Origin of the sequence: Micromonospora chokoriensis (assembly GCF_900091505.1) — a bacterium.
Classification (GTDB): Bacteria; Actinomycetota; Actinomycetes; order Mycobacteriales; family Micromonosporaceae; genus Micromonospora; species Micromonospora chokoriensis.
Genome location: NZ_LT607409.1, coordinates 466,047 through 489,487, shown reverse-complemented (window position 1 = coordinate 489,487; position 23,441 = coordinate 466,047). Strand labels below are relative to the sequence as shown.

The following is a 23,441-nucleotide window of genomic DNA, read 5'->3' as shown; positions in this document are numbered from 1 at the left end:
GATGTCTCCTCAGGTGCTCAGACGAGGGCGGGTTCGGGGTGGGCCGACTCGTTCGGGGGCGAGGGCGGTCGGCCGAGCGCCGGGTCGGCAGCGCCCCGGGCCGCGTGCCGGGCGAGCAACACCCAGTTGGTGACGGCGAGGGTGCCGAGCAGCAGGCTGAAACCGATCAGCGAGGTGAGCATCACCGGCGCGCCGACCGGTGAGACGGCCTGCTCGGTGGGGAGCAGCCCGTACGCCACCCACGGCTGGCGGCCCACCTCCCGGGCGATCCAGCCGAGGATCACCGCGACGAACGGCAGCGGCAGGGCGAGCAGGACCAGCCAGAGCGGGAAGCGCAGCCGGATGATCCAGTCGCGGAACAGCAGGGGGAGCAGGAACCATACGCAACCGAGGGTGAAGCCGATCAGGATCATGAAGCCCAGCCCGACGTTGGCCAGCACCGGCGGCGTGTAGTCGCCGGGGCCGAAGCGGGCGGTCCACTCGGCGATCAGCGCCTGACCCTCCGGGCCCTGGCCGAACTTGGTGGGCTGCACCGCACCGACCGGGCCGAACTGGGCGAAGCCGAAGCCCTGCACCATGGTGATCGCGAACGCCGAGGTGACCAGGCCGATGCGCAGCGAGGTGCGGAAGAGCACGAAGTCGGGAGTGCGCCGGATCAGGTGCCAGGCGCTGACCGCCGCCATCAGCATCCCGCCGACCAGCACCGCGGCCGAGACCACGTGCCCGAACGCCATGCCGAGGCTGGGGTTGGTGAGCAGCGCGCCGAAGTCGGTGAGGTGGGCGATGCCGTCGCGTACCTCGTAGCCGACCGGGTTCTGCAACCAGGAGTTGGCCACCATGATCCAGAAAGCCGAGGCGTACGCGGTGATCGCCACGCCCCAGAGCAGCGCGAGGTGGACGCCTTTGCCGAGCCGGTGCCAGCCGAAGATCCACATCCCGAGGAACGTGGATTCGAGGAAGAACGCCACGAGTGTCTCGATGGCGAGCGGCGCCCCGAAGACGTTGCCGACGTAGCGCGACAGGCCGCTCCAGTTCAACCCGAACTGGAACTCCATCACGATCCCCGTGGCGATGCCGAGCACGTAGTTGATCACGTAGAGCTGACCCCAGTAGCGGGTCAGTCGCTCCCACTTCGGGTTGCCGGTGAGGACCCAGGCGGTCTGCATCCCGACCAGCAGGGTGACCAGCCCGAGCGTGACGACCACGAAGAGGAAGTGGATCGAGGTGGTGGTGGCGAACTGCAGGCGGGCGAGGAGCAGGGTGTCCATGGCCGGCTCTCCGTAGTGTTGGCTCCCTTGTCGTAGCAACCCTACACGTAGCTTAACTACATGTCTGTCTACTACGGCATGTCGTAGAGAAGTCTACGACGTGACGTAGTAGTTGTGTGGCCGGGAAGATCGCGCTCGATCCTGGATCGAGCGCGATCTTGGTATCGGGCAGCAGGGCGCGGCGCAGGACGCGGCGGCAGGGCGCGGCGCAGGCGCGGGGGCGCGGCGCGGCAGGGCCCGGGCGAGGCGCGTGAGCGCCGCCGGGGTCAGCTCAGGACAGGAAGAGGGTGATCGGCAGGGCGACCAGCGTGCTGGCGACCGCGAGGGCGATGGCGCCGAGCAACCGGGGCGGCCGGTCGCTGACCAGCAGCCGCTGCACCCGTACGTCGAGATCCCGGTCGCCCACCCCGAGCGCGCCGGCCGGGGTGATCCGGTGACCGGCCGCGGCGAACCGGCGTAGCGCTCCCGCCAGCGGCGCATCCGCGTGCAGCTCACGGGCCTTGTCGTCGGCGCGCATCTCGACCAGCAGGGCGACCCGCTCGTGGGCGTCGCGGACCCAGCCGAACCAGGGCAACGCCCGGCACAGCGCGGTGAACGGCAGCAGCACCAGATCGTGCCGCTCGTGGGCGTGCGCCCGCTCGTGGCTGAGCACCGCTGCCAACTCGGCCCGGTCCAGCAGGCTCAGCGTGCCGGCGCTCACCACCACCTGCGGCTTCACGCCGGGCAGGCAGTACGCGGCGGCGCTCGGATGGTCCAGCACGAGCGCGCCGGGTGCGGCCGGGTCGTCCCGGGCTACAAGGGTGAGCAGGTCTCGGTGGCGGCGCTGGGCGCGTACGGTGCCGTGGATGCTGCGTACTGTCGTGGCGAGCAGCACCGCGCCGATGCCGAAGCCCACCCCGACACCGGCCAGGTGGAAGGCGGTCTCCTCGATGGGCAGGGTGCCGTGCGCCAGATCGGAGGCCAGGGCGAGCAGTGCGCTCCCGGTCGGCCGCCCGTAACCGCTCAGCCCGAGCGCCATCGGCAGGCCCATCGCCGAGAGCCCCAGCGCCAAACCGACGGCCTGCCAGCAGACGATCGCCACCCGGGGGCTGCGCCACGTCCAGGTGGAGCGGGCCAGCACCTGGGCCGTGAGATAGCAGGCCAGTATGGTGGCGGCGAAGTGCACGGCGTAGGCCACGGCGTGCGCCCTACCGCTCCGCTGCCTCGCCGGCGGGCCGTCGGCCCGTCGGCCCGTCCACGCGGTCGGTCAGCCCGGTGCCGTCGTCGGCGGAACCCGGCCCGGTCAGGCCGGCTTCGCTGCCCAGCGCCGCCCGCAGGACCTCGGCCTCGGTGCCGGTCACCGAGCGGGCGAACCGCACCAGCGCGGCGTCCCGGCTGCCGCCCAGGTCGAGGGCGTCGAGCATGAGTTGGGCGATGTGCGCCTCACGGCTGGCCGCCGGCCGGTATCGCCAGGCCCGGCCCTCGCGCTCCCGCTGCACCATGCCCTTGCCGGCGAGTCGGTCCAGCACTGTCATCACCGTCGTGTACGCCAACTCGCGGCCGTCGAGCGCGTCGGCCACCTCGCGCACGGTCACACCATCCGACGTGCCGGGGACCACGTCCCACAACACGTCCATCACCGCACGCTCAAGATCGCCCAGCCGAGTCACGACCCAATCCTACCCCCGGTAGTAGACCGTGAGCCGACCCCCGGGTCGGAGCACCCGCAAAATCCGCACAAGTTCGGGGATGTTGCTGCCTCAGCGCTCCCGAGGCAGCAACATCCCCAAAGTTGCGCAGATCTTGACCCACCCCGACGGTCCCGGCCCACGTCAGGTTCTCCGGGGGATCCCGCCCACGCAGGGATCAAGCCTGACCGCCCGGAGTGGGCGGGATCCCCCGGAAAACCAAAGAGGCCGAGGACCGACGATCACACCCCCTTGGGGTGCCACACCGTCTTCGTCTCCAGGAGCGCGGTCATCGGCGCCAGGCCCGGGTCGGCGGACCAGTCGTGGTCGGCCGGGGCGGGTCGGAGCACCCGCTTGAGGTTCTCCGCCGCCTTGACCTCCAGGTCGGTGGCGAGCGACGCGTCGGTCACCCCGGTCAGGTCGAGCGCGTTGACGTCCAGGTGCGACGCCAACGTGGGCGCGGTCTCGGTGATCGCACCGGTCAGGATGTTGACCACCCCGCCGGGCAGGTCGGACGTCGCCAGCACCTCGGCCAGCGTCACCGCCGCCAACGGCTCGGTCGGCGAGGCGGCGACCACCACCGTGTTGCCGGTGACGATCGCCGGGGCGATCACGCTGACCAGGCCGAGCAGCGCCGGACGCTCCGGGGCGACCACCGCGACCACGCCGGTCGGCTCGGGCGCGGAGATGTTGAAGTACGGGCCGGCGACCGGGTTCGCGCCGCCGTACACCTGGGCGAGCTTGTCGGCCCAACCGGCGTACCAGACCCAGCGGTCGACCGCGGCGTCCACCTCGTCGCCGGGGATGCCCAGGGCGACGAACTGCTCGCGGCGGCCCTCCAGCATCTCGGCGACGCGGTAGAGGATCTGACCCCGGTTGTACGCGGTCGCGCCGGCCCAGCCCTTCACGGCGGCGCGGGCGGCGACCACCGCGTCCCGGGCGTCCTTGCGGGAGGCCAGTGACACATTCGAGGACTGCACGAGATACGACCGTCCCGACTCGCTGCGCGGGAACTTCCCGCCGATGAAGAGCTTGTACGTCTTGCGTACCGCGACCCGCTCAGACATTGAGGTAGCCCTCCAGCCCGTGCCGGCCGCCCTCGCGACCGTAACCCGACTCCTTGTAGCCACCGAACGGCGAGGTGGGGTCGAACTTGTTGAACGTGTTGGCCCAGACGACGCCGGCGCGCAGCCGGTCGGCCATCCACAGGATCCGGGAGCCCTTGTCGGTCCAGATTCCCGCCGACAGCCCGTACGGCGTGTTGTTGGCCTTCTCCACGGCCTCGGCCGGGGTGCGGAACGTGAGGACCGACAACACCGGCCCGAAGATCTCCTCGCGCGCGATGCGGTGGGCCTGGGTGACGCCGGTGAAGATGGTGGGCGCGAACCAGAAGCCGCGGTCGGGCAGCTCGCACGGCGGCGACCAGCGCTCGGCGCCCTCGGCGGAGCCGGCGTCGGACAGCTCGCGGATCCGCGCCAACTGGGCGGCGGAGTTGATCGCGCCGACGTCGGTGTTCTTGTCCAGCGGGTCGCCGACGCGCAGGTGGGCCATCCGCCGCTTCAGCGACTCCAGCACCCGGTCGGCCACGTTCTCCTGGACCAGGAGGCGGGAGCCCGCGCAGCAGACGTGCCCCTGGTTGAAGAAGATGCCGTTGACGATGCCCTCGACGGCCTGGTCGACGGGTGCGTCGTCGAAGACGATGTTGGCGGCCTTGCCGCCCAGCTCCAAGGTGAGCTTCTTGCGGCTGCCGGCGACGGATCGGGCGATGGCCCGACCGACGTCGGTGGAGCCGGTGAAGGCCACCTTGTCGACACCGGGGTGCTCGACCAGGGCGCGGCCGGTGTCGCCGGCGCCGGTGAGGATGTTGACCACGCCGGCCGGCAGGTCGGCCTGCTGGCAGATCTCGGCGAAGAGCAGCGCGGTCAGCGGGGTCGTCTCGGCGGGCTTGAGCACCACGGTGTTACCCGCGGCGAGCGCCGGGGCGATCTTCCAGGCCAGCATGAGCAGCGGGAAGTTCCACGGGATGACCTGCGCCGCAACGCCGATGGGCTGCGGGTTCGGGCCGAAACCGGCGTGGCCGAGCTTGTCGGCCCACCCGGCGTAGTAGAAGAAGTGAGCGGCGACCAGCGGCAGGTCGACGTCCCGGGACTCCCGGATCGGCTTGCCGTTGTCCAGGGACTCCAGGACGGCCAGCTCGCGGGAGCGCTCCTGGATGAGGCGGGCGATCCGGTACAGGTACTTCGCCCGGTCCCGGCCCGGCATCGGACCCCACACCTTGTCGTACGCCTTGCGGGCGGCACGCACCGCACGCTCCACGTCCGGTGCGCCGGCCTCGGCGACCTCGGCCAGCACCTCCTCCGAGGCGGGGTTGATCGACTTGAAGCTGCCGCCGTCGCTCGGGTCGACGAAGGCGCCGTCGATGAACAGCCCGTACGAGGGTTTGAGGTCCACCACCGAGCGGGACTCGGGGGCGGGGGCGTATTCGAACATCGGCTATCAGTCCAGGGTGAAGTAGTCGGGACCGGAGTAGGTGCCGGTCGTCAGCTTGGTGCGCTGCATCAGCAGGTCGTTGAGCAGGCTGGACGCGCCGAAGCGGAACCAGTCCGGGTCGAGCCAGTCGGAGCCGACGGTCTCGTTGACCATCACCAGGTACTTGATGGCGTCCTTGGTGGTCTTGATGCCACCGGCGGGCTTCACGCCCACCTGCCGCCCGGTGGCGGCGCGGAAGTCGCGGACCGCCTCCAGCATCACCAGGGTCACCGGCAGGGTCGCCGCGACCGGGACCTTGCCGGTGGAGGTCTTGATGAAGTCGCCGCCGGCCAGCATGGCCAGCCACGAGGCCCGGCGCACGTTGTCGTACGTGGCCAGCTCGCCGGTCTCCAGGATGACCTTGAGGTGGGCGTCCCCGCAGGCTTCCTTGGTGGCCACGATCTCGTCGTAGACCTCCTTGTACCGCCCGGCCAGGAAGGCGCCCCGGTTGATCACCATGTCGATCTCGTCGGCGCCGGCCGCGACGGCGGCCCGGGTGTCGGCGAGCTTGATCTCCAGCGGGGCCTGGCCCGACGGGAAGGCGGTGGCGACGCTGGCCAGGTGCACACCACTGCCGGCCAGCACCTCGGCCACGTACGGGACCATCGCCGGGTAGACGCAGACCGCCCCGACGTGCGGGCAGGACGGATCGGCCGGGTCCGGGCGCAGCGCCTTCGCGGCCAGCGCGCGCACCTTGCCCGGGGTGTCCGCCCCCTCCAGGGTGGTCAGGTCGACCATCCGGATCGCCAGGTCGATCGCCTGGGCCTTGGCGGTGGTCTTGATGGATCGGGTGCCGAGCTGTGCCGCCCGCTGCTCCGCGCCGACCTGGTCCACGCCGGGTAGGCCGTGGAGGAAGGTCCGCAGAGCGGTCTCGGATCGTCCCAGCTCGGAGAGCTCCGACCGGGCCGACGTCGTTGTCGCCGTCATGTCGAGAAGTTTACGCACGGAACCGCTGAGTGATCTTGGTCACGGTGGTGCCGGCGTGAGCGACATCGCCGGTCCGCCCGCACCCGCACCACCGCGCGCTACGGAGCGGTAGGTTGAGCGATCGTGGATGTACACGTCATTGACCACCCGCTGGCCCAGTCCAGGTTGACTGCCATGCGGGACGCGCGCACCGATTCCTCGACGTTCCGGGCCGCGCTGCACGAACTGACCACCATGCTGGTGTACGAGGCGGCGCGCTCCTTCCCCGTCGAGCGGTACCCGGTGCAGACGCCGGTCACCGGCACCGAGGGCACCCGGCTGGCCAATCCGCCGCTGCTGGTCCCGGTGCTGCGGGCCGGTCTCGGCATGGCGGACGCCGCTCTCGGCCTGCTGCCCGAGTCGTCGATGGGCTTCGTCGGCCTGGCCCGCGACGAGGAGACCTACGAACCGCGCGCGTACATGGAGTCGTTGCCCCGGGACCTGGCCGGGCTGCCGGTGCTGGTGCTCGACCCGATGCTGGCGACCGGTGGTTCGCTGGAGCACTGCTGCCGGCTGCTGGCCGACCGAGGCTGCACCGACATCACTGTGCTGTGCGTGCTCGCCGCCCCGGTCGGCATCGAGCGGCTGGAACGCTCCGGTCTGCCGTTGCGCCTGGTCACGGCCTCGATCGACGAGGGGCTCAACGACAGCATGTTCATCGTCCCCGGGCTCGGCGACGCCGGTGACCGTCAGTTCGGCGGCATGCCCCGGTTCTGAGGGCTCCACCCGGTCGGTGCCGGGTCCGGCGGGTCCGTGCGCGGTGGTGCGCGGACCCGCTACCGTCTGCGGCCATGACTGGTGTTGCGCTCGCCGAGGAGTTGCTGCTCCTCGCCTACGACGACTCGACCGGCAAGGCGACCATGCCGCGGATCAGCCTGGACCTCGGCATGGCCGCCGCGGTGCTGGTCGAGCTGGCCATCGCGGGCCGGATCGCGTACGCCGACGGGTCGTTGACAGTGGTCGACCCGACGCCCACCGGCGAGCCGGTAGCCGATGAGGTGCTGGGCCGGATCGCGGCCGACACCCCGCACACCCCGGCCTCGTGGGTGCAGCGCCTGCGCCACGGCCTGCGCGACAAGATCCTCGGTGATCTGTGCGCCCAGGGTGTCATCCGCGACGTCGACGAGACCGAGTTGGGCTTCATCCACGTACACCGCTATCCGGTGGTGGACGCCTCCGTCGAGGCGGAGACCCGCCAGCGGCTGGCCGAGGCCCTGACCGGCGCGGCGGCCCCGGACGAGCGGACCGCCGCGCTGGCCACCCTGGTCGTGGTGCTCCGCATGGAGACCGCGCTGGGCGTCAGTGGCGAGGAGGTCGCCACCGCTCGCCGCCGGCTGGAGGAGATCGCCACCGGCGCGGGCTTCTCCGGTCAGGTGAGCAGCGACGACTCGGTGGTCCGCCCGTCGGTCGGCCTGGTCGTCGCCGCCCTGGCCGGAGCTGTCGACGCGGCGCTGGGCAAGCGCGCCTGACCGTCCCGCGACGTCAGATGCCGAGGGCGGCACCGACCTCGGCGCGCAGCCGCGCGACCGCCGCGCCGGCTCGGCTCCGGGCGGCGGTGACATCTCCGTCGGCCACCGGCTCCACCACCTCGAGGTACGCCTTGAGCTTCGGCTCGGTCCCGGAGGGGCGGATCACCACCCGGGCCGACGCGGTGCGCAGGATCACCACGTCCGACTCGGGCAGCAGGTCTCGGACACTGTCCACCGGCTGCCCGAGCAGGGCGGTCGGGGTGGCCGCGCGGATCCGGCCCATCGCATCGGTGATCACCCGCAGGTCGTCCACCCGTACGGAGAGCTGATCGGTGTGGTGCACGCCGAACTCGGCGGCCAACTCGTCGAGCCGGTCGGTCAGGGTGCGGCCCTGCGCCTTGAGGCCGGCGGCCAGCTCGGCCACTGTCAGCGCGGCCGTGATGCCGTCCTTGTCCCGCACGTGCCCCGGTGCGACGCAGTAGCCGAGCGCCTCCTCGTAGCCGAAGACCAGGGGCGCGCTCCCGCCGCCGGCCCGCACGATCCACTTGAAGCCGGTAAGCGTCTCGTCATAGGGCAGACCCCGGGCCGCGCACATCGCCCGCAGCAGCGACGACGACACGATGGTGGTCGCGTACAGCCCGGTCACCCCTCGGCGCATCAGGTGGTCGGCGAGCAGCACGCCCACCTCGTCGCCGCGCAGCATCCGCCAGCCGTGCTGTTCTTCGCTCCCGACTGCGGGGCTCGCAAGCTCACTCCTCGCGCTCGCTGGCGCGCCCGCACGGACCACCACCGCGCACCGGTCGGCGTCCGGGTCGTTGGCGATGGCCAGGTCGGCGCCGGTGGCGTCGGCCAGCGCGATCAGCCGGTCCACCGCGCCCGGCTCCTCCGGGTTGGGGAACGACACGGTGGGGAACGCCGGATCCGGTTCGGCCTGGTCGGGGACCACGCCGGGCACCGGGAAACCAGCGCGGGCGAAGGCGGCGGTGAGCACCGCCGCGCCCACCCCGTGCAGCGGGGTGTACGCCACCGACAGGTCCCGTGGCCCGTCCGGGTCGATCACGGCGGTGGCCCGTTCGACGTACGAGGCGACCAGGTCGTCGCCGAGCACCTGCCCGGGTTGGCCCAGTGGCACCTGGGTCAGCGGGCCGACCGAACGGATGGCCGCCTCGATGCCGGCGTCGGCGGGCGGCACGATCTGCGCGCCCGCGCCCAGCTCACCACCCAGCTCCGCGCCGAGGTAGACCTTGTAGCCGTTGTCCTGGGGCGGGTTGTGGCTGGCCGTCACCATCACCCCGGCGACCGCGCCGAGCTGGCGCACCGCGTACGCCAGCACCGGAGTGGGCAGCGGGCGCGGGAGCAGCAGCGCGGGCCGGCCGGCACCGGTGGCCACCTGGGCGGTGCGCTCGGCGAACTGCTTGGAGCCGTGCCGAGCGTCGTACCCGATCACCAGGGGGCCGGTGCCGCCCTGGGCGGCGAGCCAACCGACCAGGCCGGCAGCGGCCTGGGTGACCACGGCGAGGTTCATGCCGTTCGGGCCGGCGCGCAGCGGGCCACGGAGGCCCGCGGTGCCGAAGGTCAGCGGGCCGGCGAACCGGTCGGCGAGCTCCGGTGCGGTCGCCGGTAGGCCGTCGAGCACCGCCGTCAGCTCGTCCCGGCTGGCCGGGTCGGGGTCGTCGGCCAGCCAGCGCCGGGCTTGCTCGCGAATGTCGTCGATGTCAGAGGTGTCCGCCGCCATGCCTCTTGATAGCACGGCGGCGGATCACCGCTGCGGGTTCCCTCCGGCTCAGCCGTCCCCGGTGAGCTGGAACGTCCGCACCATCTCGTCGAAGATCGGCTTGCTCTCGGCGAACTTGGCGTCGGTGGCGGTGAGGTAGAAGGAGTACGCCTTGCCGCCCTCCGCCACACCACGCCAGACACCGTGCCGCATGGTGTCACCCTCGCCGCACGTGTACTCGAATTCGGCGGCCGGCTTGTTGGCCAGCTCGGTCTCCGTGGAGCTGACCTGCTGGTACGGCTTGACGCAGGAGGTGCTCCTGGTCTTGAGGCCGTTCTCGGCGGTCTCCGCCCAGCGGGTGGAGTCGGTCGACCACTTCTCCGTGATGATGCGCACCTTGCGGCCGCTGTCCTCCGGGTCGATGTAGTCGGTGTAGGAACCGCCGGTGGCCTTCTTCCAGCCCTTCGGCACCATGACCTGGATGCCCCGGGCGGCGTGTTCCTGCATCTCCACAGCGGGCGCCGCCGGAGCGGACGGGGTGGGCTGCGCCGTCGGTGTGCTCGGCGGCGCGTCGTCGCCGCCGGAGAGCGCCACCGCGGTGATCAGCAGCACCACGACCAGGCCACCGGCCGCGGCGAGCTGGACCTTGCGCGGCCAGCCCTTGACCGTGCTGACGAGCTGACCACCTGCGGTGCGGACCTTGTCCAGGGCGCTGCCGCCCGCAGCGCCGCCACCCGAGGCCGGTGGGGTGGCCCAGGGCTGGCCGGTGCCCGGCACCGACCACTGGTTACCGCCACCGTAGGTGCCGCCGATGCGCTGGGTGGCCTCCGGCGCGCCGCCGTAGCCGACCTGCTGGGTGGCGTCGGCCGGAGTGCCGTAGGTGACCCGCTGGGTGGCGTCCGGGTGCGCGCCGGCGTCCACCCGCTGGGTGGCGTCCGCGTTCCCGCCGTAGGCGCGGCCGGCGGTCGGGCGGCCGGGTGGGGGCATCGCCCCGGTGGGCGTGTGCAACGGACCGGCCAACGCGTCGGCGCTGGTCTCGTCGAGCCCGGTGGCCCCGGCCGGGCCGGCGGGCGCTGGGCGTTCGCCCCGGTTCAACGCCGCCAGCCGGTCGGTCAACGACTCACCGGGGGCCAGCATGGCGGGGCCGCCGATCTGGCTGTCCGGCTTCGGCTCCGGCGCAGGGGGCGGCAGGACCGGAACCGGGCGCTGCTGGACCGGCACCACGGCGTACGGATCGGTGACCGAGTGCACCGCGGTCGCGGTGCTGCCCAGCGGGCCGGCGAGCAGCTCGCGCAGCATGGCCCGGGAGGTGTGCACGTCCAGTCGCCGGGCCGGGTCCTTCTCCAGCAGACCCATCAGCACGCGGGTCAGCGGCCCACTGCGCTGCGGCGGCGCGGGCGGGTCCTCGACCACGGCGTGCATGGTCTCGATCGGGTCGCCCTTGTCGAACGGGGGCCGCCCCTCGACTGCGGTGTAGAGCGTCACACCCAGCGAGAACAGATCGCTCGGTGGACCGAACTCCTGGCCCATGGCGCGCTCGGGCGAGATGAAGTGCGGTGAGCCGAGCACCATGCCGGGGGTGGTGAGCTGCACGTCGGTGGGCATCCGGGCGACACCGAAGTCGGTCAGCACGCAGCGCCCGTCGGTGCAGATCAGCACGTTGGCGGGCTTCACGTCACGATGCAGCACACCGATCGCGTGCGCGACCTCCAACGCGCCGAGCAGCGCGATGCCGATCTTGGCGACGGCCCGGGGCGCGACCGGCCCGTCCTCGATCACCATGTCGGCGAGGCTGCGGGCGTCCAGCAACTCCATCACGATCCACGGCCGCCCGGCCTCGGTGACCACGTCGTACACCTGCACCACCGCGGGGTGCTGGATCGCGGCGGCGGCGCGGGCCTCGCGCAGGGTGCGTTCGTACATGGCGTCGCGGTCGCTGGGGGCCAGCCCAGGAGGTAGGACGACCTCCTTGACCGCCACGTCACGGCGCAGCAGGGTGTCTGTGGCACGCCACACCGTGCCCATGCCGCCGTTGCCCACCGAGGACCGCAGCGAGTACCGGTCACCGATGGTGGTGCCGGGTGCCGCTCGGCCGTTGGCGGGACTGACTGGTCCGCCGCTCCACGTCGGGATCTGAGTCACAGAAAAGCCACCGGGGAAATCGAGGGGGGCTGGGACACAACCCCCCTATCTTGCTGGTTCCGACGCCCGATGCGAAAGCCGACGCGACGGACGTTTATCGAAGTCGACACAACGTGCCTTGTCGTTCACCTGGTGTCGACCGGTCGGGACGCACTGTGCGGTATCCCTCACCCGACGGTGTGGCCAGGCGTCCTACCATCCGTGGATGAGTGAACGGCGGTCAAGCGAGTCCGGTTTCCCGATCAACGGCGTCTACACGGAGGCCGACCTTCCGGAGGACCTGGGCTCCCGGCTGGGCGGCCCCGGCGAGTTCCCGTACACCCGGGGGGTCTACCCCACGATGTACACCTCCCGTCCGTGGACCATGCGCCAGTACGCCGGCTTCGGCACCGCCACCGAGTCCAACGCGCGGTACCACCAACTGTTGCGGGCCGGCACGATGGGCCTCTCGGTCGCCTTCGACCTGCCCACCCAGATGGGCTACGACTCCGACGAGCCGATCGCGCACGGCGAGGTCGGCAAGGTGGGCGTCGCCATCGACTCCATCGAGGACATGCGGCTGCTCTTCGCCGACATCCCGCTGGACAAGGTCTCCACCTCGATGACGATCAACGCGCCCGGTTCGGTGCTGCTGCTGCTCTACCAGCTCGTCGCCGAGGAGAACGGGGTGCCCGGCTCGGCGCTCAACGGCACGATCCAGAACGACATCCTCAAGGAGTACATCGCCCGGGGGACGTACATCTTCCCGCCGAAGCCGTCGCTGCGCCTGGTGGCCGACACGTTCGCGTACTGCCGCAAGGAGGTGCCGAAGTGGAACACCATCTCCATCTCCGGCTACCACATGGCTGAGGCCGGCGCGACGCCCGCGCAGGAGATCGCGTTCACCCTGGCCAACGGCGTGGAGTACGTGCGCGCGGCGCTGGCCGCCGGGCTCGCCGTGGACGACTTCGCCCCCCGGCTGTCGTTCTTCTTCGTGGCCCGCACCACGTTGCTGGAGGAGGTGGCGAAGTTCCGCGCCGCCCGGAAGATCTGGGCCCGGCTGATGCGTGACGACTTCGGCGCCAAGGACCCGAAGTCGATGATGCTGCGGTTCCACACCCAGACGGCCGGTGTGCAGCTCACCGCGCAGCAGCCGGAGGTGAACCTGGTCCGGGTGGCGGTGCAGGGGCTGGGCGCGGTGCTCGGCGGCACCCAGTCGCTGCACACCAACAGCTTCGACGAGGCCATCGCGCTGCCCACCGAGAAGGCGGCCCGGCTCGCGCTGCGTACCCAGCAGGTGCTGGCGTACGAGACGGACCTCACCGCCACCGTCGACCCGTTCGCCGGCTCGTACGTGGTGGAGGCGATGACCGCCGAGATCGAGGCCGCCGCCGTCGAGTTGATGGAGCGGGTCGCCGACCACGGTTCCGCGGTGGACGCGATCGAGGCCGGCTTCCAGAAGCGGGAGATCGAGCAGTCCGCGTACCGGATCGCCCAGGAGATCGACTCGGGCGAGCGGGTGGTGGTCGGGCTCAACCGGTTCACCGTGGACGAGGAGGAGCCGTACGAGCCGCTGCGGGTCGATCCGGCGATCGAGGCGGCCCAGGCCGAACGGCTGGCGCGGCTGCGCGCCGAGCGGGACAACGAGGCGGTGACGCGGGCGTTGGCCGAGTTGCGGGCCGCCGCCGACGGCACCGACAACGTGCTGTACCCGATGAAGGCGGCGCTGCGGGCGCGGGCCACCGTGGGCGAGGTCTGTGGGACGTTGCGTGAGGCGTGGGGGCTGTACCGGCCGACCGATCGCTTCTGATCACCACCCCTGACCGCTGAGCGCGGTGTGTCCGTCGCGCTCAGCGGGTACCCCTCGGTCGAGCGCGAACGCACACCGTGTGCGCCCGCGGTGGATGGCTGCGTGTGAGCGTCCTTATCCGGCTCGTTGCGGAGTGTGGTCGGCTTATTGTCGGAGTGTCAGTTCATCACCCCGACTAATGCGACAATTTGCAACAGGGGTCCCCTGAGTTGCGCCGGTTTCGTGACTGCCGCGACTGGTTACGCGTTGTAGGAGGTGAGGGGCGGATGGCGGCGTTCGAGCACGATCTACCTGCTGTCCCGCACATCTCCGAGCGCCCCCAGCAGGGCATACGTGACGCTACGCGGTCTGATCATTACCGTAACGAGGTTGCGCAGCGTCACCGCCGGAGGGCTAGGCTGTCTGCTGTCCCCGATGATCCATCCACTTCTAGTGATCGAGAATTCGACGTGACGAGTGCGTTGACGCTGCCCACTGAGGGCCAGCTGGCGTCGTCCTGGCTGGAGACGCCGCCCGGGTCCCAGCCCCTGCCCCGCGACCTGGACCACCTCCTCGCGCTCCGCGTACCGGGGTTGATCGCTACGCGCCGTCACCTCCACTCGCATCCCGAGCTGTCCGGCAACGAGTTCGAGACGGCCGCGCTGATCGCCAGGGAGCTGTCGCTGGCCGGGCTGCACCCGCGCCTGCTGCCCAAGGGCAACGGTGTGATCTGCGACGTCAACGGCAGGCCGGACGGCCCGGTCGTCGCGCTGCGCGCCGACATCGACGCCCTGCCGCTCGACGACCCGAAGGACGTGTCCTACCGGTCGACCGTGGAGGGCGTGTGCCACGCCTGCGGCCACGACGTGCACACCTCGATCCTGCTCGGCGTCGGCATGTTGCTCGCCCAGCTCGCCGACCTCGGCGAGCTGGACGGGCGGGTCCGGCTCATCTTCCAGCCGGCCGAGGAGATCCTGCCCTGCGGCTCGCTGGAGGTCATCGAGGCCGGCGGTCTGGACGACGTGGTGCAGATCTTCGCGCTGCACTGCGACCCGAACCTGCCGGTGGGTCAGGTCGGCCTGCGGGTCGGCCCGATCACCGCGGCCGCCGACAACGTCACCGTGCGGCTCTCCGGCCCGGGCGGCCACACCGCCCGGCCGCACCTGACCGTCGATTTGGTCGACGCGCTCGGCCGGTTGGTCACCGAGGTGCCCGCCCTGGTCAGCCGCCGGGTGCCGGCCAACAGTGGCCTGCTGCTGGTCTTCGGCCACGCCTCGGCCGGCACCCGGTACAACGTCATCCCGTCCGAGGCGAGCGCCTCCGGCACCCTGCGGGTGATGGACCGCGACACCTGGGAGCAGGCTCCCAAGATCGTCGCTCAGGTGGTCCGCGACGTGATCGCCCCGACCGGCGCCACCGTCGACCTGGAATACCTGCGCGGCCGGCCGCCGGTGTCCAACGACTCCCGGGCCATCCAGGTGCTGACCGCCGCCACCGCCGCGGCGCTCGGCCCGGAAGGGATCGCCGAGACGCCGCAGAGCATGGGCGGCGAGGACTTCTCCTGGTATCTGGAGTACGTCCCCGGCGCCCTCGCCCGGCTCGGCGTGGGTCGCTCCGGCCCCAACGTCGACCTGCACCGCGCCAGCTTCGACGTGGACGAGCGGGCCATCCCGGCCGGCGTACGCGTCATGGTGCAGACCGCGCTGCGGGCACTGGCGGCGGCGCGCTGACCGGCGCGGCCGGGCCGGTGGTCTTCTTCCGTCGACGCAGCACCAGCAGCAGCACCGCCACCGGCACGCCGAACGCCGCCAGCCAGGGCAGCAGCGCCCCCAGCACGGTGAGCATCACTGCCAGCGAGGCGACGAACGCCTTCCAGCCGCCCCGGAGCCCGACCAGGAAACCGGTCTCGTCCGTGTCGTCGGTGGCCTTCTTCGCCGCCGGTCCGACCAGCGACACGGTGATCGTGGAGAGAGCCGTCAGGTCGGCCAGCCGACGCTTCTTCGCCTCCAGCGACGCCAGGTCGGCCTCCCGGCGGCCCAACTCGTTCTCCAGCGTCACCAGGTCCGTGATCGAGGTGGCCCGGGCCAGCAGACGCCGGGCGCTGTCCACCCGGGCCCGCTGACTCGTGATCCGGGCGTCCAGGTCGACGGTCTCCTCGGTGACGTCCTGAGTGTTGATCTCCCGGCTCTGCTGCCGGCCGAGCGCCGAGATCTCCTCCACCACGGCGGCGAACTTCGGTGCCGGCACCCGCAACTGCAACTCCGCCACCGCGTCCTCATCGGCACTGCGGCGCTGGTCGCCACCGACGAAGCCACCGGCCCGGGTGGCCACGGCGACGACCTCACGGGCCTTCGCGTCCACATCGTTCACCTGCACGCGCATCGTTCCCGTGTAGATGATCGCCCGTTGGTCGACGCGCAGGTCCGCTGCGCCGGCACCGGCCGCCTGTTGCTCTCCGCTCTTGGCGGCGTCCCTACCCGCCTCGCCGCCGTTCGCCGCCGCCGGTGCCTCGGCGGCCGAACCGGCGGTGTCCTTCGCCCCGCTGTCGCCGGCACTGCAACCCGTCGACACCAGCACGGCCGCCAGTGCTGCTACCGCCAGCGCTGTGCCGCGCTGTCGTACCGTCCGTCCGTCCATCCCCGCTCCCATCATCGTCGTCCGGTGTGGCGATAGTTCGGACGCGGCGCACGCGTCGACCGGTTCCGGCAGACTGCGCTGAGGACGTCACGATTCGATAATCGAGGAGTCACGATGCGGCTCACCAAGTACGCCCACTCCTGCCTTCGCGTGGAGCACGACGGCGGAGTGCTCGTCGTCGACCCCGGGGTGTTCAGCGACCCGGCGGTGGCCTTGGACGGTGCGGACGCGGTGCTGATCACCCACGAACACCCGGACCACCTCGACCTGGCGGCGCTGCGCCTCCAGCTCGACCGGCGGCCGTTCCCGATCCACGGTCCCGCCTCGCTCGCCGAGGCCCTGGGCGACGCGGCCGAGACCCTGCACCCGGTCACCGCCGGTCAGTCGTTCACCGCCGCCGGGGTCGCCGTGCGCGCGTACGGGGGGCGGCACGCGGTGATCCATCCCGACATCCCGGTGATCGACAACCTCGGCTACCTGATCAACGACGTCGTCTACCACCCGGGGGACTCCCTGGTGGTGCCCGACGAGACTCCCGTCGACACCCTCTTCGCGCCGATCCACGCCCCCTGGTCGAAGTTCGCCGAGGTGGTCGACTTCATCCGGGCGGTCGCGCCGCGACGCGCGTACGCCCTGCACGACGCCCTGCTCAACGACAACGGGCTGGGGGTTCTCGACCGGCAGTACGCGGCATTGTCCGGCACCGACTACCAGCGTCTGGAGCCCGGCAGCCGGGTGGACGTCTGACCCGATGCCCGGCCCCTCGACGGAGCTGGTGCAGCAGCTCTACCGCACCCCACCGGACCGGTTCGTGGCCGCCCGGGACGCCGCCGTGGCCGAGGCCCGCCGTGCCGGGGACGCGACCACTGCCCGACAGTTGGCCCGGCTCCGTCGTCCGACGGTGGCCGCCTGGCTGGTGAACCTGCTCGCCATCAGACGCCCCGAGTTGGTGGCCGACCTGGTGCACCTCGCGGACGCGCTCCGCACGGCCCAGCGGGAGCTGCGCGGGCCCCGGCTGCGGGAGCTGTCCGCGCAGCGCCGGGCGGTGGTCGCTGCCCTGGTCGTCGAGGTCCGCAAGCTCGCCGCGGCGGAGCCGGAAGCGCCGCCGGCGGGCCGGCTGCCACTGGCCGAGGTGGAGGCGACCCTCAACGCGGCGTTCTCCGACGCCGAGGTCGCCGAACAGGTGCGGGCGGGCCGTCTGCTCCGGGCGGCCAGTTACGCCGGGTTCGGTGAGGTGCCCCGGCCACAGCTGCGGCTGGTCACCGGCGACGAGGAGAAGCAGGAGGAGGAGCGTCCGGTCCGCCGCCCCGGTGCCCAGCGGGAACGCCCGGAGGTGGCCTCCCGGGCGGACCGGCCGACCTCCCGCACCGACCGGCCGACCTCCCGCGCGGACCGGGCAGCCGAGCGCGCCGAGCAGGCCGAGCGGGCTGCGCAGCGGGCGGCCCGCGCCGAGCGGGCTCGGCAGCGCCGCGCCCTGGACCGGGAACTGGCGCGTGCCCAGGCCGACCAGGAACGCGTCGAGGCCGAGCTGACCGAGGCCACCACGCAGGAGCGGGACGGTGCTGCCGTCCTCGACGGGATCGAGGCCGAGCTGGCCGAACTGGAGCGGCGGCGGGCGGTCGCCGAACAGGACCTCAGCCGGGCCAAACTCGCTCGGCGCGCCGCCGAGCGTGCGGTCACCTCGGCTCGCCGGCGCGCGGGTGAGGTGGAGGCGGCGATCGAGGCGTTGCTGGCCGAAGAGGGGGCTGCGGACGCGGGCGACGGCGCGGCAGACTGACCATCGATGGACGACGACGAGTACGTGGAGCGTCCACGGCGGGTGACCCCGGGCCGGGGAGGGAGTCGTCGTGGGTGACGGGTCGGGTTCTTCGAGGACGTCCCGGCCCCGCCGGCGATCGGAGTGGGCGGCGCTCGGATGACACCGGAGCAGGCCGCCGCAGCCAGCAAACCCGTCGTGCTCGACCTGGGTGACGCGTTCAGCCGGGACCCGACGACGCTGCGCCGGGCTCGGTTGCTCGGCATCTCCGGCTGGGCGTTCTACATCGGCGGCCGGGCCGGTGCCCTCGGCGACGTCCGGGCCGAGACAGCCGCCGCCGCCCTCGGCTTCCTCGCCCCGGATGCCGTGGCCGACGGTTGGGACGCCGCAGGCCGGGTCGTCCCGCCGATCGAGGTGGCCACCGCGAGTCTCGCCGAATGCTGTCGATGGGGTGCTCAGCAGCTCGGCGCCCTGCCCGGCACCGAGCGCCTGGCCGCGCTCGTCGAGCGGGCGGTGGTCGCCGCGGACGCCAGCGGAATGCCGCTCTTCGCGGCCTGGCGGGCCATGCCGCTGCCGGATCTCAGCCCGGGAGCCCGGACCGCCGCCGGGCTGCGGTTGCTCCGCGAACACTTCACCGGCGCCTACCTGTTGGCCGTGCGGGCCGCCGGGATGACCGCGCTGGAGGCGGTGCTGTCCGGGCCGGAGGGGGAGGCCGGGGCAGTGGCCTGCGGTTGGCCGCCGCCGTACCCGCCGATCGGGCCGTTGGTCCGCCGTCGACTCTGGGCCGAGGCCGTGACCAACAGACTGGCCGCGCCGGCGTTCACCGCCCTCGGCCCCGCCGACTGCACCGAGTTGGTGGAGTTGCTGCACCGTACCCGGGCCACCCTCGCTGAGCAGCCCGAACACCTGGGTACGTAGAACATTTGGTTCTACACTTTGTCCATGGAGCGCATCGGTGTCCGAGAGCTGAACCAGAACACGAGCCAGGTGTTGGCGCGGGTGAGCGGCGGCGAGACCGTTGAAATCACCGATCGCGGCCACCCGATCGCCCGCCTGGTTCCGGTCGGAGATGACAGGTCGATGCTGGCCAAGCTGGTAGCGGCGGGGCGGGCCGCGCCTCCGACCGGCAGCGGCCCCGTGCCACTTCCGCCGAAGCTCGGGGACGAGGACGTCGACGTAGCCACCACGCTCACCGCGATGCGTGACGAGGAGCGCTGGTGATCTATCTCGATTCCGCCGCCGTCGTCAAGCTGGTCCGCCAGGAGGCATGCAGCGCCGAGCTCGTCTCCTGGCTGAACACCCACCCCGATGTGCCTCTGGTGTCCACTGCTCTCGTCGAGGTCGAGGTTCCCAGGGCGTTGCGCCGATCAGCTCCGCAAGCGTTGATCGGAGTTCCTGCGGCCGTCGGCCGGTTGTTCCGACTGGAGATCGACAGTACGGTCCGCGCGACCGCAGCGGCTTTCGCCGAGCCGATGCTCCGTCGTCTCGACGCCATCCACCTGGCCACCGCTCAGGTCTTGACCAACGAGTCCGGAACCGCACTCGTCGCCTTCGTCTCCTACGATCGTCGGCTGCTCGAATGCGCCAAGGAAGTAGGGCTGCCCGTGGCCAGTCCGGGCCAGAACTGACGCGGAGTCCCGCACCTGCCCGAAAATGAGCGGCGCCGTCGACGGTCGGCTGTCAGGATGCTCTGCCGTGACCTTTCCCGCTGGTTGGACAACGCGCCGGCCCACCCTCGCCGATGTGCCCGCGATCCTCGCCGTGGTGCACGCCGCCGACACCTTCGCCATCGGCCATCCCGACTTCGACGCGGAGGACGTCGCGGCGTCGCTGACCGCCCCCCACTTCGACCCGACCCGGGACTCCTGGCTGGCGGTCGACCCGCACGGCGCCGTGGTCGGCTGGGCGACGGTCGACAACCCGACCGGCGTCGGCCGGGAGTTCGTGGAGGTCTACGTCGACCCGGCGCGCGCCGCCACCGTCCGCGCGTCGCTGCTGGCCCGACAACTGGACCGGGTCGCCGAGCGTGCCGCCGAGCGGGGGCTGCCGGCGCTCACCGTCCGCTGCGCCGTCTTCGCGCCGGAACGCCTCTGGGAGCGGGACCTGATCGAGGCCGGGTTCACCCTGGCCAAGCGGTACGTGCGGATGAGCCGGCCGCTGGCCGACCTGCCGGACGAGCCCGCGCCGCCGCCCGGCGTGACGGTGCGACAGGTACGCCCCGACGACGAGGCCGACCTGCGGGAGTTCCACCGGATCTACGACGCCGCCTTCGCCGACACCCCCGACCACGAGCCGGTGTCCTACGACCGGTGGCGGGCTCGGATCGGCGACCTGACCGCCTGGGACGAGTGGTTCGTCGCCGAGGTGGACGGGGTGCCGGCCGGCGTGTTGCAGTCCTCGGACCAGGCGCTCGACCAGCAGCAGGGCTGGGTGAAGAGTTTGTCGGTGCGGTCCGCGTACCGCCGGAGGGGTGTCGGTGCGGCGCTGCTGCGCCGCGCCTTCGCGCGTTACGCCGAGAAGGGTCGGCAGTCGGCCGGTCTCGGCGTCGACCTCAGCAACCCGACCGCGCCGCTGTCGCTGTACGAGTCGGTGGGCCTGCGGGAGGTCCTGTGGACCGACATGTACGAGCGCTCGGTGCCGGCCGCCGGTGTGTGATTGACGACCCCGGTCGGGCCCGACCGGCGACCCGGTCGACATCGGTAGCAGACTGGGGGCGTGCGATACGCGCTGCTACGCCGACGCGGTGCCGGTGGGGCGGGACCGCAACTCGGTGACGTAGTCGTCCGGGGCGCCCGCCTTTTCGGCGGCGTTCGCGATCTCGGACAGGTACCACGACGTCGGCAGGCCGCCCTCGTACCCGTTGAAGACGTAGATCCACGCCGTCACGTCGCCGTCGAGGGTGGAGACCCGGACGTGCAGCTTGCGGTACGTGCCGGCGGCGACACCCTCCAGCTCGTCGAGCTGCTCGGCGTCGTACGGGTGGATGTCGTAGAGCGCCACGAAGACCCGGTCACCGGGGGACTCGACCAGGGTGCTGACCGCGCCCTCCCAGCCGATCACATCCGCGCCGGCGAAGGTCAGCCGCCAGCCTTCCAGCCAGCCGGTGCCCACCATCGGCGAATGCGGACAGTAGGCGCGCATCCGGGCGGGGTCGAGATTTGAGCCGTAGGCGGCGTGATGACGCACGGCGATGACGATAGCCCGGCGGACGGGTGGGGGAGAATACGACTGTGCGTGTCGAATGCGCCCAGGAGAAGAAAGTCACTGTGAGCATCGACGAAGGGCGAACGTGGTGAGCGCGAGGAGTGCAGCGCAGCGGAGCCCCGCAGTCGCGAGCGAAAGGATGGCGCTGTGAGCCGGATCGTGATCATCGGCGGGGGGCCGGCCGGGTACGAGGCGGCCCTGGTGGCCGCCCAACTGGATGCCGATGTCACGGTGGTGGAGGCGGACGGCGCCGGTGGGGCCTGCGTGCTCTCCGACTGCGTGCCGTCGAAGACCTTCATCGCCAGCTCGGGGGTCGTCACCGGCTACCGGGACACCGAGGAGTTCGGGGTGCACTCGGACGGCCTGGAGGCGGTCACCGTCGACGCGCGGGCGGTGCACGAGCGGGTCAAGCGGTTGGCCCTGGCGCAGTCCGCGGACATCCACGCCAAGCTGCTGAAGGCGGGTGTCACCTTCGTGGCCGGCACCGCCCGGCTCGGTGAGGACTCCCTCGGGCACACCCACCGGGTCGTCGTCACCCCCGCCGACGGTGGCGGGGAATACTCCATCGACGCCTCGACAGTGCTGGTCGCGACCGGTTCGACACCCCGCCAGTTACCCACCGCCGTACCGGACGGTGAGCGCATCCTGACCTGGCGTCAGGTGTACGACCTCCCCGAGCTGCCCGAGCACCTGATCGTGGTCGGCTCGGGTGTGACCGGCGCGGAGTTCGCCAGCGCGTACCTGGCGATGGGGGTCCAGGTGACCCTGGTGTCCAGCCGGGACCGGGTGATGCCGCACGAGGACGCCGACGCGGCGTCCGCCATCGAGCGGGTGTTCCGCAACCGGGGCATGGAGATCCTGAACAACTCGCGGGCCGACGCGGTCCGGCGTACCGCCGACGGCGTCGAGGTGGAGCTGTCCGACGGCCGGAAGGTGACCGGCTCACACGCGTTGATCACCGTCGGCTCGATCCCGAACACCGCCGACCTGGGTCTGGTGGAATACGGGGTGGAGCTGGGCCGGGGCGGCTACATCACCGTCGACCGGGCGTCCCGGACCAACGTGCCCGGCATCTACGCCGCCGGTGACTGCACGGGGGTGCTGCTGCTGGCCAGCGTGGCCGCCATGCAGGGCCGGATCGCCATGTGGCACGCCCTCGGCGAGGCGGTCCGTCCGCTGCGTCTGCGTACCGTCGCGGCGAACGTCTTCACCGATCCGGAGCTGGCCACCGTGGGTGTCTCGCAGGACGAGGTGGACGCGGGCAAGGTGCCGGCCCGGCAGGTGATGTTGCCGCTGTCCGGCAACGCCCGGGCGAAGATGGACGACCTCGCGGACGGCTTCGTGAAGCTCTTCTGCCGCCCGGCCAGTGGTCAGGTGATCGGCGGTGTGGTGGTCGCCCCGAAGGCCAGTGAGCTGATCCTGCCCATCACCATGGCGGTGGAGAACAATCTGACGGTCAACGAGTTGGCTCAGACCATCACCATCTACCCGAGTCTGTCCGGCTCGATCACCGAGGCGGCCCGCCAGCTCATGCTGCACGAGCTGGAGTAGTCCCCCGTCCGGCAGATCGTTGTCGATCATGGAGTTGTGGTGGGCGGTTCACACCGTCACGCCCCTTTTGCGGGGCACCACAACTCCATGATCGACCCCTACGGGCCGGGCCGCGGCGGGGCGGGGGCGGCGGGACGGGCGGGTCAGGGTCAGGGTCTGGGTCAGCGCGACGGTTGCCAGCACGGCCACCTCGGTGAGGATGAGGAGGCGTTCGGCAAGGCCGATGAGCAGACGGTCACCGGGGTAGGCGGACCAGATCATCGCCACCGCCAGGGCCAGGCTCAGCAGGACGAGGGTGCGTAGCGTCCGGGCGGCGGGGGCCAGGTCGGGTCGACGGGCCAGCAGCCAACCGGCCGCCGGCAGGGCGAGGAAGGCGACCACCGAGGCGTACCGGTGCACGTACGCCGCCGTGGTCATGGCGGTGCCGGGCTCGTTCGTCGGCACCAGCGCGGCCAGCAGCAGCCCGGACATCCACGCGCCGAGCAGCAGCTCGACCGGGCGACCGGGCTGTGCCGGGCCGGTGCGGCGCAGCCCGTACAGCAGCGCCACGGTGGCGAGCGCGAGCACCACCATGGCGACGTCGATGACCCCGCCCCGGTCGGAGACCGCGAAGTCGCTGACGGTCAACGCCCACGGGTTGAGGTCGTCGTTGACTTCCAGGTGGCCGATCACGGTGAGCAGCGCCGCCACGGCGATCCCACCGAGGGCCAGCACGCCGGTGTTCCGGGTTCCAGGCATGCCTCAGCCTGCCGCCGGAGGCACCCGAGCCG

Annotated in this window: 22 protein-coding genes; 11 read left to right on the top strand and 11 right to left on the bottom strand. The window is 71.8% G+C overall.

Going from position 1 to position 23,441, the window contains the following annotated elements; all coding sequences use genetic code 11:
• Nucleotides 1-17 precede the first annotated feature (17 nt).
• The 6 genes from GA0070612_RS02235 to deoC form a co-directional block, all read right to left on the bottom strand.
• Complete coding sequence (locus GA0070612_RS02235) at nt 18-1,268, bottom strand: cytochrome ubiquinol oxidase subunit I (protein ID WP_088986396.1); 1,251 nt, start codon at nt 1,266-1,268, stop codon at nt 18-20.
• 271 nt (nt 1,269-1,539) lie between these two features.
• A complete protein-coding gene (locus GA0070612_RS02230; protein WP_088986395.1) occupies nt 1,540-2,445 on the bottom strand; it encodes a M56 family metallopeptidase in 906 nt (301 codons plus the stop codon).
• 10 nt (nt 2,446-2,455) lie between these two features.
• Complete coding sequence (locus GA0070612_RS02225) at nt 2,456-2,917, bottom strand: BlaI/MecI/CopY family transcriptional regulator (protein WP_088986394.1); 462 nt, start codon at nt 2,915-2,917, stop codon at nt 2,456-2,458.
• 260 nt (nt 2,918-3,177) lie between these two features.
• Nucleotides 3,178-4,002 (bottom strand): aldehyde dehydrogenase family protein, encoded by an 825-nt coding sequence (locus tag GA0070612_RS02220; protein WP_088986393.1) that lies wholly within the window; start codon nt 4,000-4,002, stop codon nt 3,178-3,180.
• A complete protein-coding gene (locus GA0070612_RS02215) occupies nt 3,995-5,425 on the bottom strand; it encodes an aldehyde dehydrogenase family protein (protein WP_088986392.1) in 1,431 nt (476 codons plus the stop codon). Before GA0070612_RS02215 ends, GA0070612_RS02220 begins: the two co-directional genes overlap by 8 nt.
• Nucleotides 5,426-5,431: 6 nt before the next feature.
• Nucleotides 5,432-6,391 carry a deoxyribose-phosphate aldolase gene (gene deoC / locus GA0070612_RS02210; RefSeq protein ID WP_088986391.1) on the bottom strand — a complete coding sequence of 320 codons (960 nt, stop codon included), beginning with the start codon at nt 6,389-6,391 and terminating at the stop codon, nt 5,432-5,434.
• A gap of 123 nt (nt 6,392-6,514) precedes the next feature.
• On the opposite strand from deoC, the gene upp reads away from it, so the two are divergent.
• Both upp and GA0070612_RS02200 read left to right on the top strand, forming a co-directional pair.
• Nucleotides 6,515-7,147, top strand: coding sequence for a uracil phosphoribosyltransferase (gene upp, locus GA0070612_RS02205; protein WP_088986390.1), 633 nt, complete (start codon nt 6,515-6,517; stop codon nt 7,145-7,147).
• A 74-nt stretch (nt 7,148-7,221) separates the two neighbouring features.
• Nucleotides 7,222-7,899 (top strand): GOLPH3/VPS74 family protein, encoded by a 678-nt coding sequence (locus GA0070612_RS02200; RefSeq protein ID WP_088986389.1) that lies wholly within the window; start codon nt 7,222-7,224, stop codon nt 7,897-7,899.
• A 13-nt stretch (nt 7,900-7,912) separates the two neighbouring features.
• Here the strand turns inward: GA0070612_RS02200 and GA0070612_RS02195 are convergent, their stop codons facing one another.
• Nucleotides 7,913-9,634, bottom strand: a complete 1,722-nt coding sequence (locus GA0070612_RS02195) for a phospho-sugar mutase (protein WP_088986388.1) — start codon at nt 9,632-9,634, stop codon at nt 7,913-7,915.
• A 48-nt stretch (nt 9,635-9,682) separates the two neighbouring features.
• Nucleotides 9,683-11,755, bottom strand: coding sequence for a serine/threonine-protein kinase (locus tag GA0070612_RS02190; RefSeq protein WP_088986387.1), 2,073 nt, complete (start codon nt 11,753-11,755; stop codon nt 9,683-9,685).
• A gap of 205 nt (nt 11,756-11,960) precedes the next feature.
• On the opposite strand from GA0070612_RS02190, the gene GA0070612_RS02185 reads away from it, so the two are divergent.
• On the top strand, nt 11,961-13,544 hold the full coding sequence (locus tag GA0070612_RS02185) for an acyl-CoA mutase large subunit family protein (protein ID WP_088986386.1): 1,584 nt from the start codon (nt 11,961-11,963) through the stop codon (nt 13,542-13,544).
• Nucleotides 13,545-13,993: 449 nt separating this feature from the next.
• On the top strand, nt 13,994-15,253 hold the full coding sequence (locus GA0070612_RS02180; RefSeq protein ID WP_088986385.1) for an amidohydrolase: 1,260 nt from the start codon (nt 13,994-13,996) through the stop codon (nt 15,251-15,253).
• On the opposite strand, the gene GA0070612_RS02175 is transcribed toward GA0070612_RS02180, so the two are convergent.
• Nucleotides 15,210-16,160, bottom strand: a complete 951-nt coding sequence (locus tag GA0070612_RS02175) for a DUF4349 domain-containing protein (RefSeq protein ID WP_088986384.1) — start codon at nt 16,158-16,160, stop codon at nt 15,210-15,212. The two genes, GA0070612_RS02180 and GA0070612_RS02175, sit on opposite strands and share 44 nt — an antisense overlap.
• Before the next feature lie 114 nt (nt 16,161-16,274).
• On the opposite strand from GA0070612_RS02175, the gene GA0070612_RS02170 reads away from it, so the two are divergent.
• From GA0070612_RS02170 to GA0070612_RS02145, 6 genes are all read left to right on the top strand, one after another.
• On the top strand, nt 16,275-16,907 hold the full coding sequence (locus GA0070612_RS02170; RefSeq protein WP_088986383.1) for an MBL fold metallo-hydrolase: 633 nt from the start codon (nt 16,275-16,277) through the stop codon (nt 16,905-16,907).
• 4 nt (nt 16,908-16,911) lie between these two features.
• Nucleotides 16,912-17,937: a hypothetical protein gene (locus tag GA0070612_RS02165; protein WP_088986382.1), complete on the top strand. Its 1,026-nt coding sequence runs from the start codon at nt 16,912-16,914 to the stop codon at nt 17,935-17,937.
• Between the two features lie 138 nt (nt 17,938-18,075).
• Nucleotides 18,076-18,834: an SCO6745 family protein gene (locus tag GA0070612_RS02160; RefSeq protein WP_088991216.1), complete on the top strand. Its 759-nt coding sequence runs from the start codon at nt 18,076-18,078 to the stop codon at nt 18,832-18,834.
• 24 nt (nt 18,835-18,858) lie between these two features.
• Nucleotides 18,859-19,137 (top strand): type II toxin-antitoxin system Phd/YefM family antitoxin, encoded by a 279-nt coding sequence (locus GA0070612_RS02155; protein ID WP_088986381.1) that lies wholly within the window; start codon nt 18,859-18,861, stop codon nt 19,135-19,137.
• Nucleotides 19,134-19,544 (top strand): type II toxin-antitoxin system VapC family toxin, encoded by a 411-nt coding sequence (locus GA0070612_RS02150; protein WP_088986380.1) that lies wholly within the window; start codon nt 19,134-19,136, stop codon nt 19,542-19,544. Before GA0070612_RS02155 ends, GA0070612_RS02150 begins: the two co-directional genes overlap by 4 nt.
• A gap of 67 nt (nt 19,545-19,611) precedes the next feature.
• Nucleotides 19,612-20,571, top strand: coding sequence for a GNAT family N-acetyltransferase (locus tag GA0070612_RS02145; RefSeq protein ID WP_088986379.1), 960 nt, complete (start codon nt 19,612-19,614; stop codon nt 20,569-20,571).
• A gap of 75 nt (nt 20,572-20,646) precedes the next feature.
• Here GA0070612_RS02145 and GA0070612_RS02140 read toward each other — a convergent pair whose 3' ends face one another.
• A complete protein-coding gene (locus GA0070612_RS02140) occupies nt 20,647-21,102 on the bottom strand; it encodes a gamma-glutamylcyclotransferase (RefSeq protein ID WP_088986378.1) in 456 nt (151 codons plus the stop codon).
• A 165-nt stretch (nt 21,103-21,267) separates the two neighbouring features.
• On the opposite strand from GA0070612_RS02140, the gene GA0070612_RS02135 reads away from it, so the two are divergent.
• A complete protein-coding gene (locus GA0070612_RS02135; RefSeq protein WP_088986377.1) occupies nt 21,268-22,671 on the top strand; it encodes an NAD(P)H-quinone dehydrogenase in 1,404 nt (467 codons plus the stop codon).
• 48 nt (nt 22,672-22,719) lie between these two features.
• Here GA0070612_RS02135 and GA0070612_RS02130 read toward each other — a convergent pair whose 3' ends face one another.
• Nucleotides 22,720-23,409, bottom strand: coding sequence for a DUF998 domain-containing protein (locus GA0070612_RS02130; protein WP_088986376.1), 690 nt, complete (start codon nt 23,407-23,409; stop codon nt 22,720-22,722).
• Between the last annotated feature and the right edge of the window lie 32 nt (nt 23,410-23,441).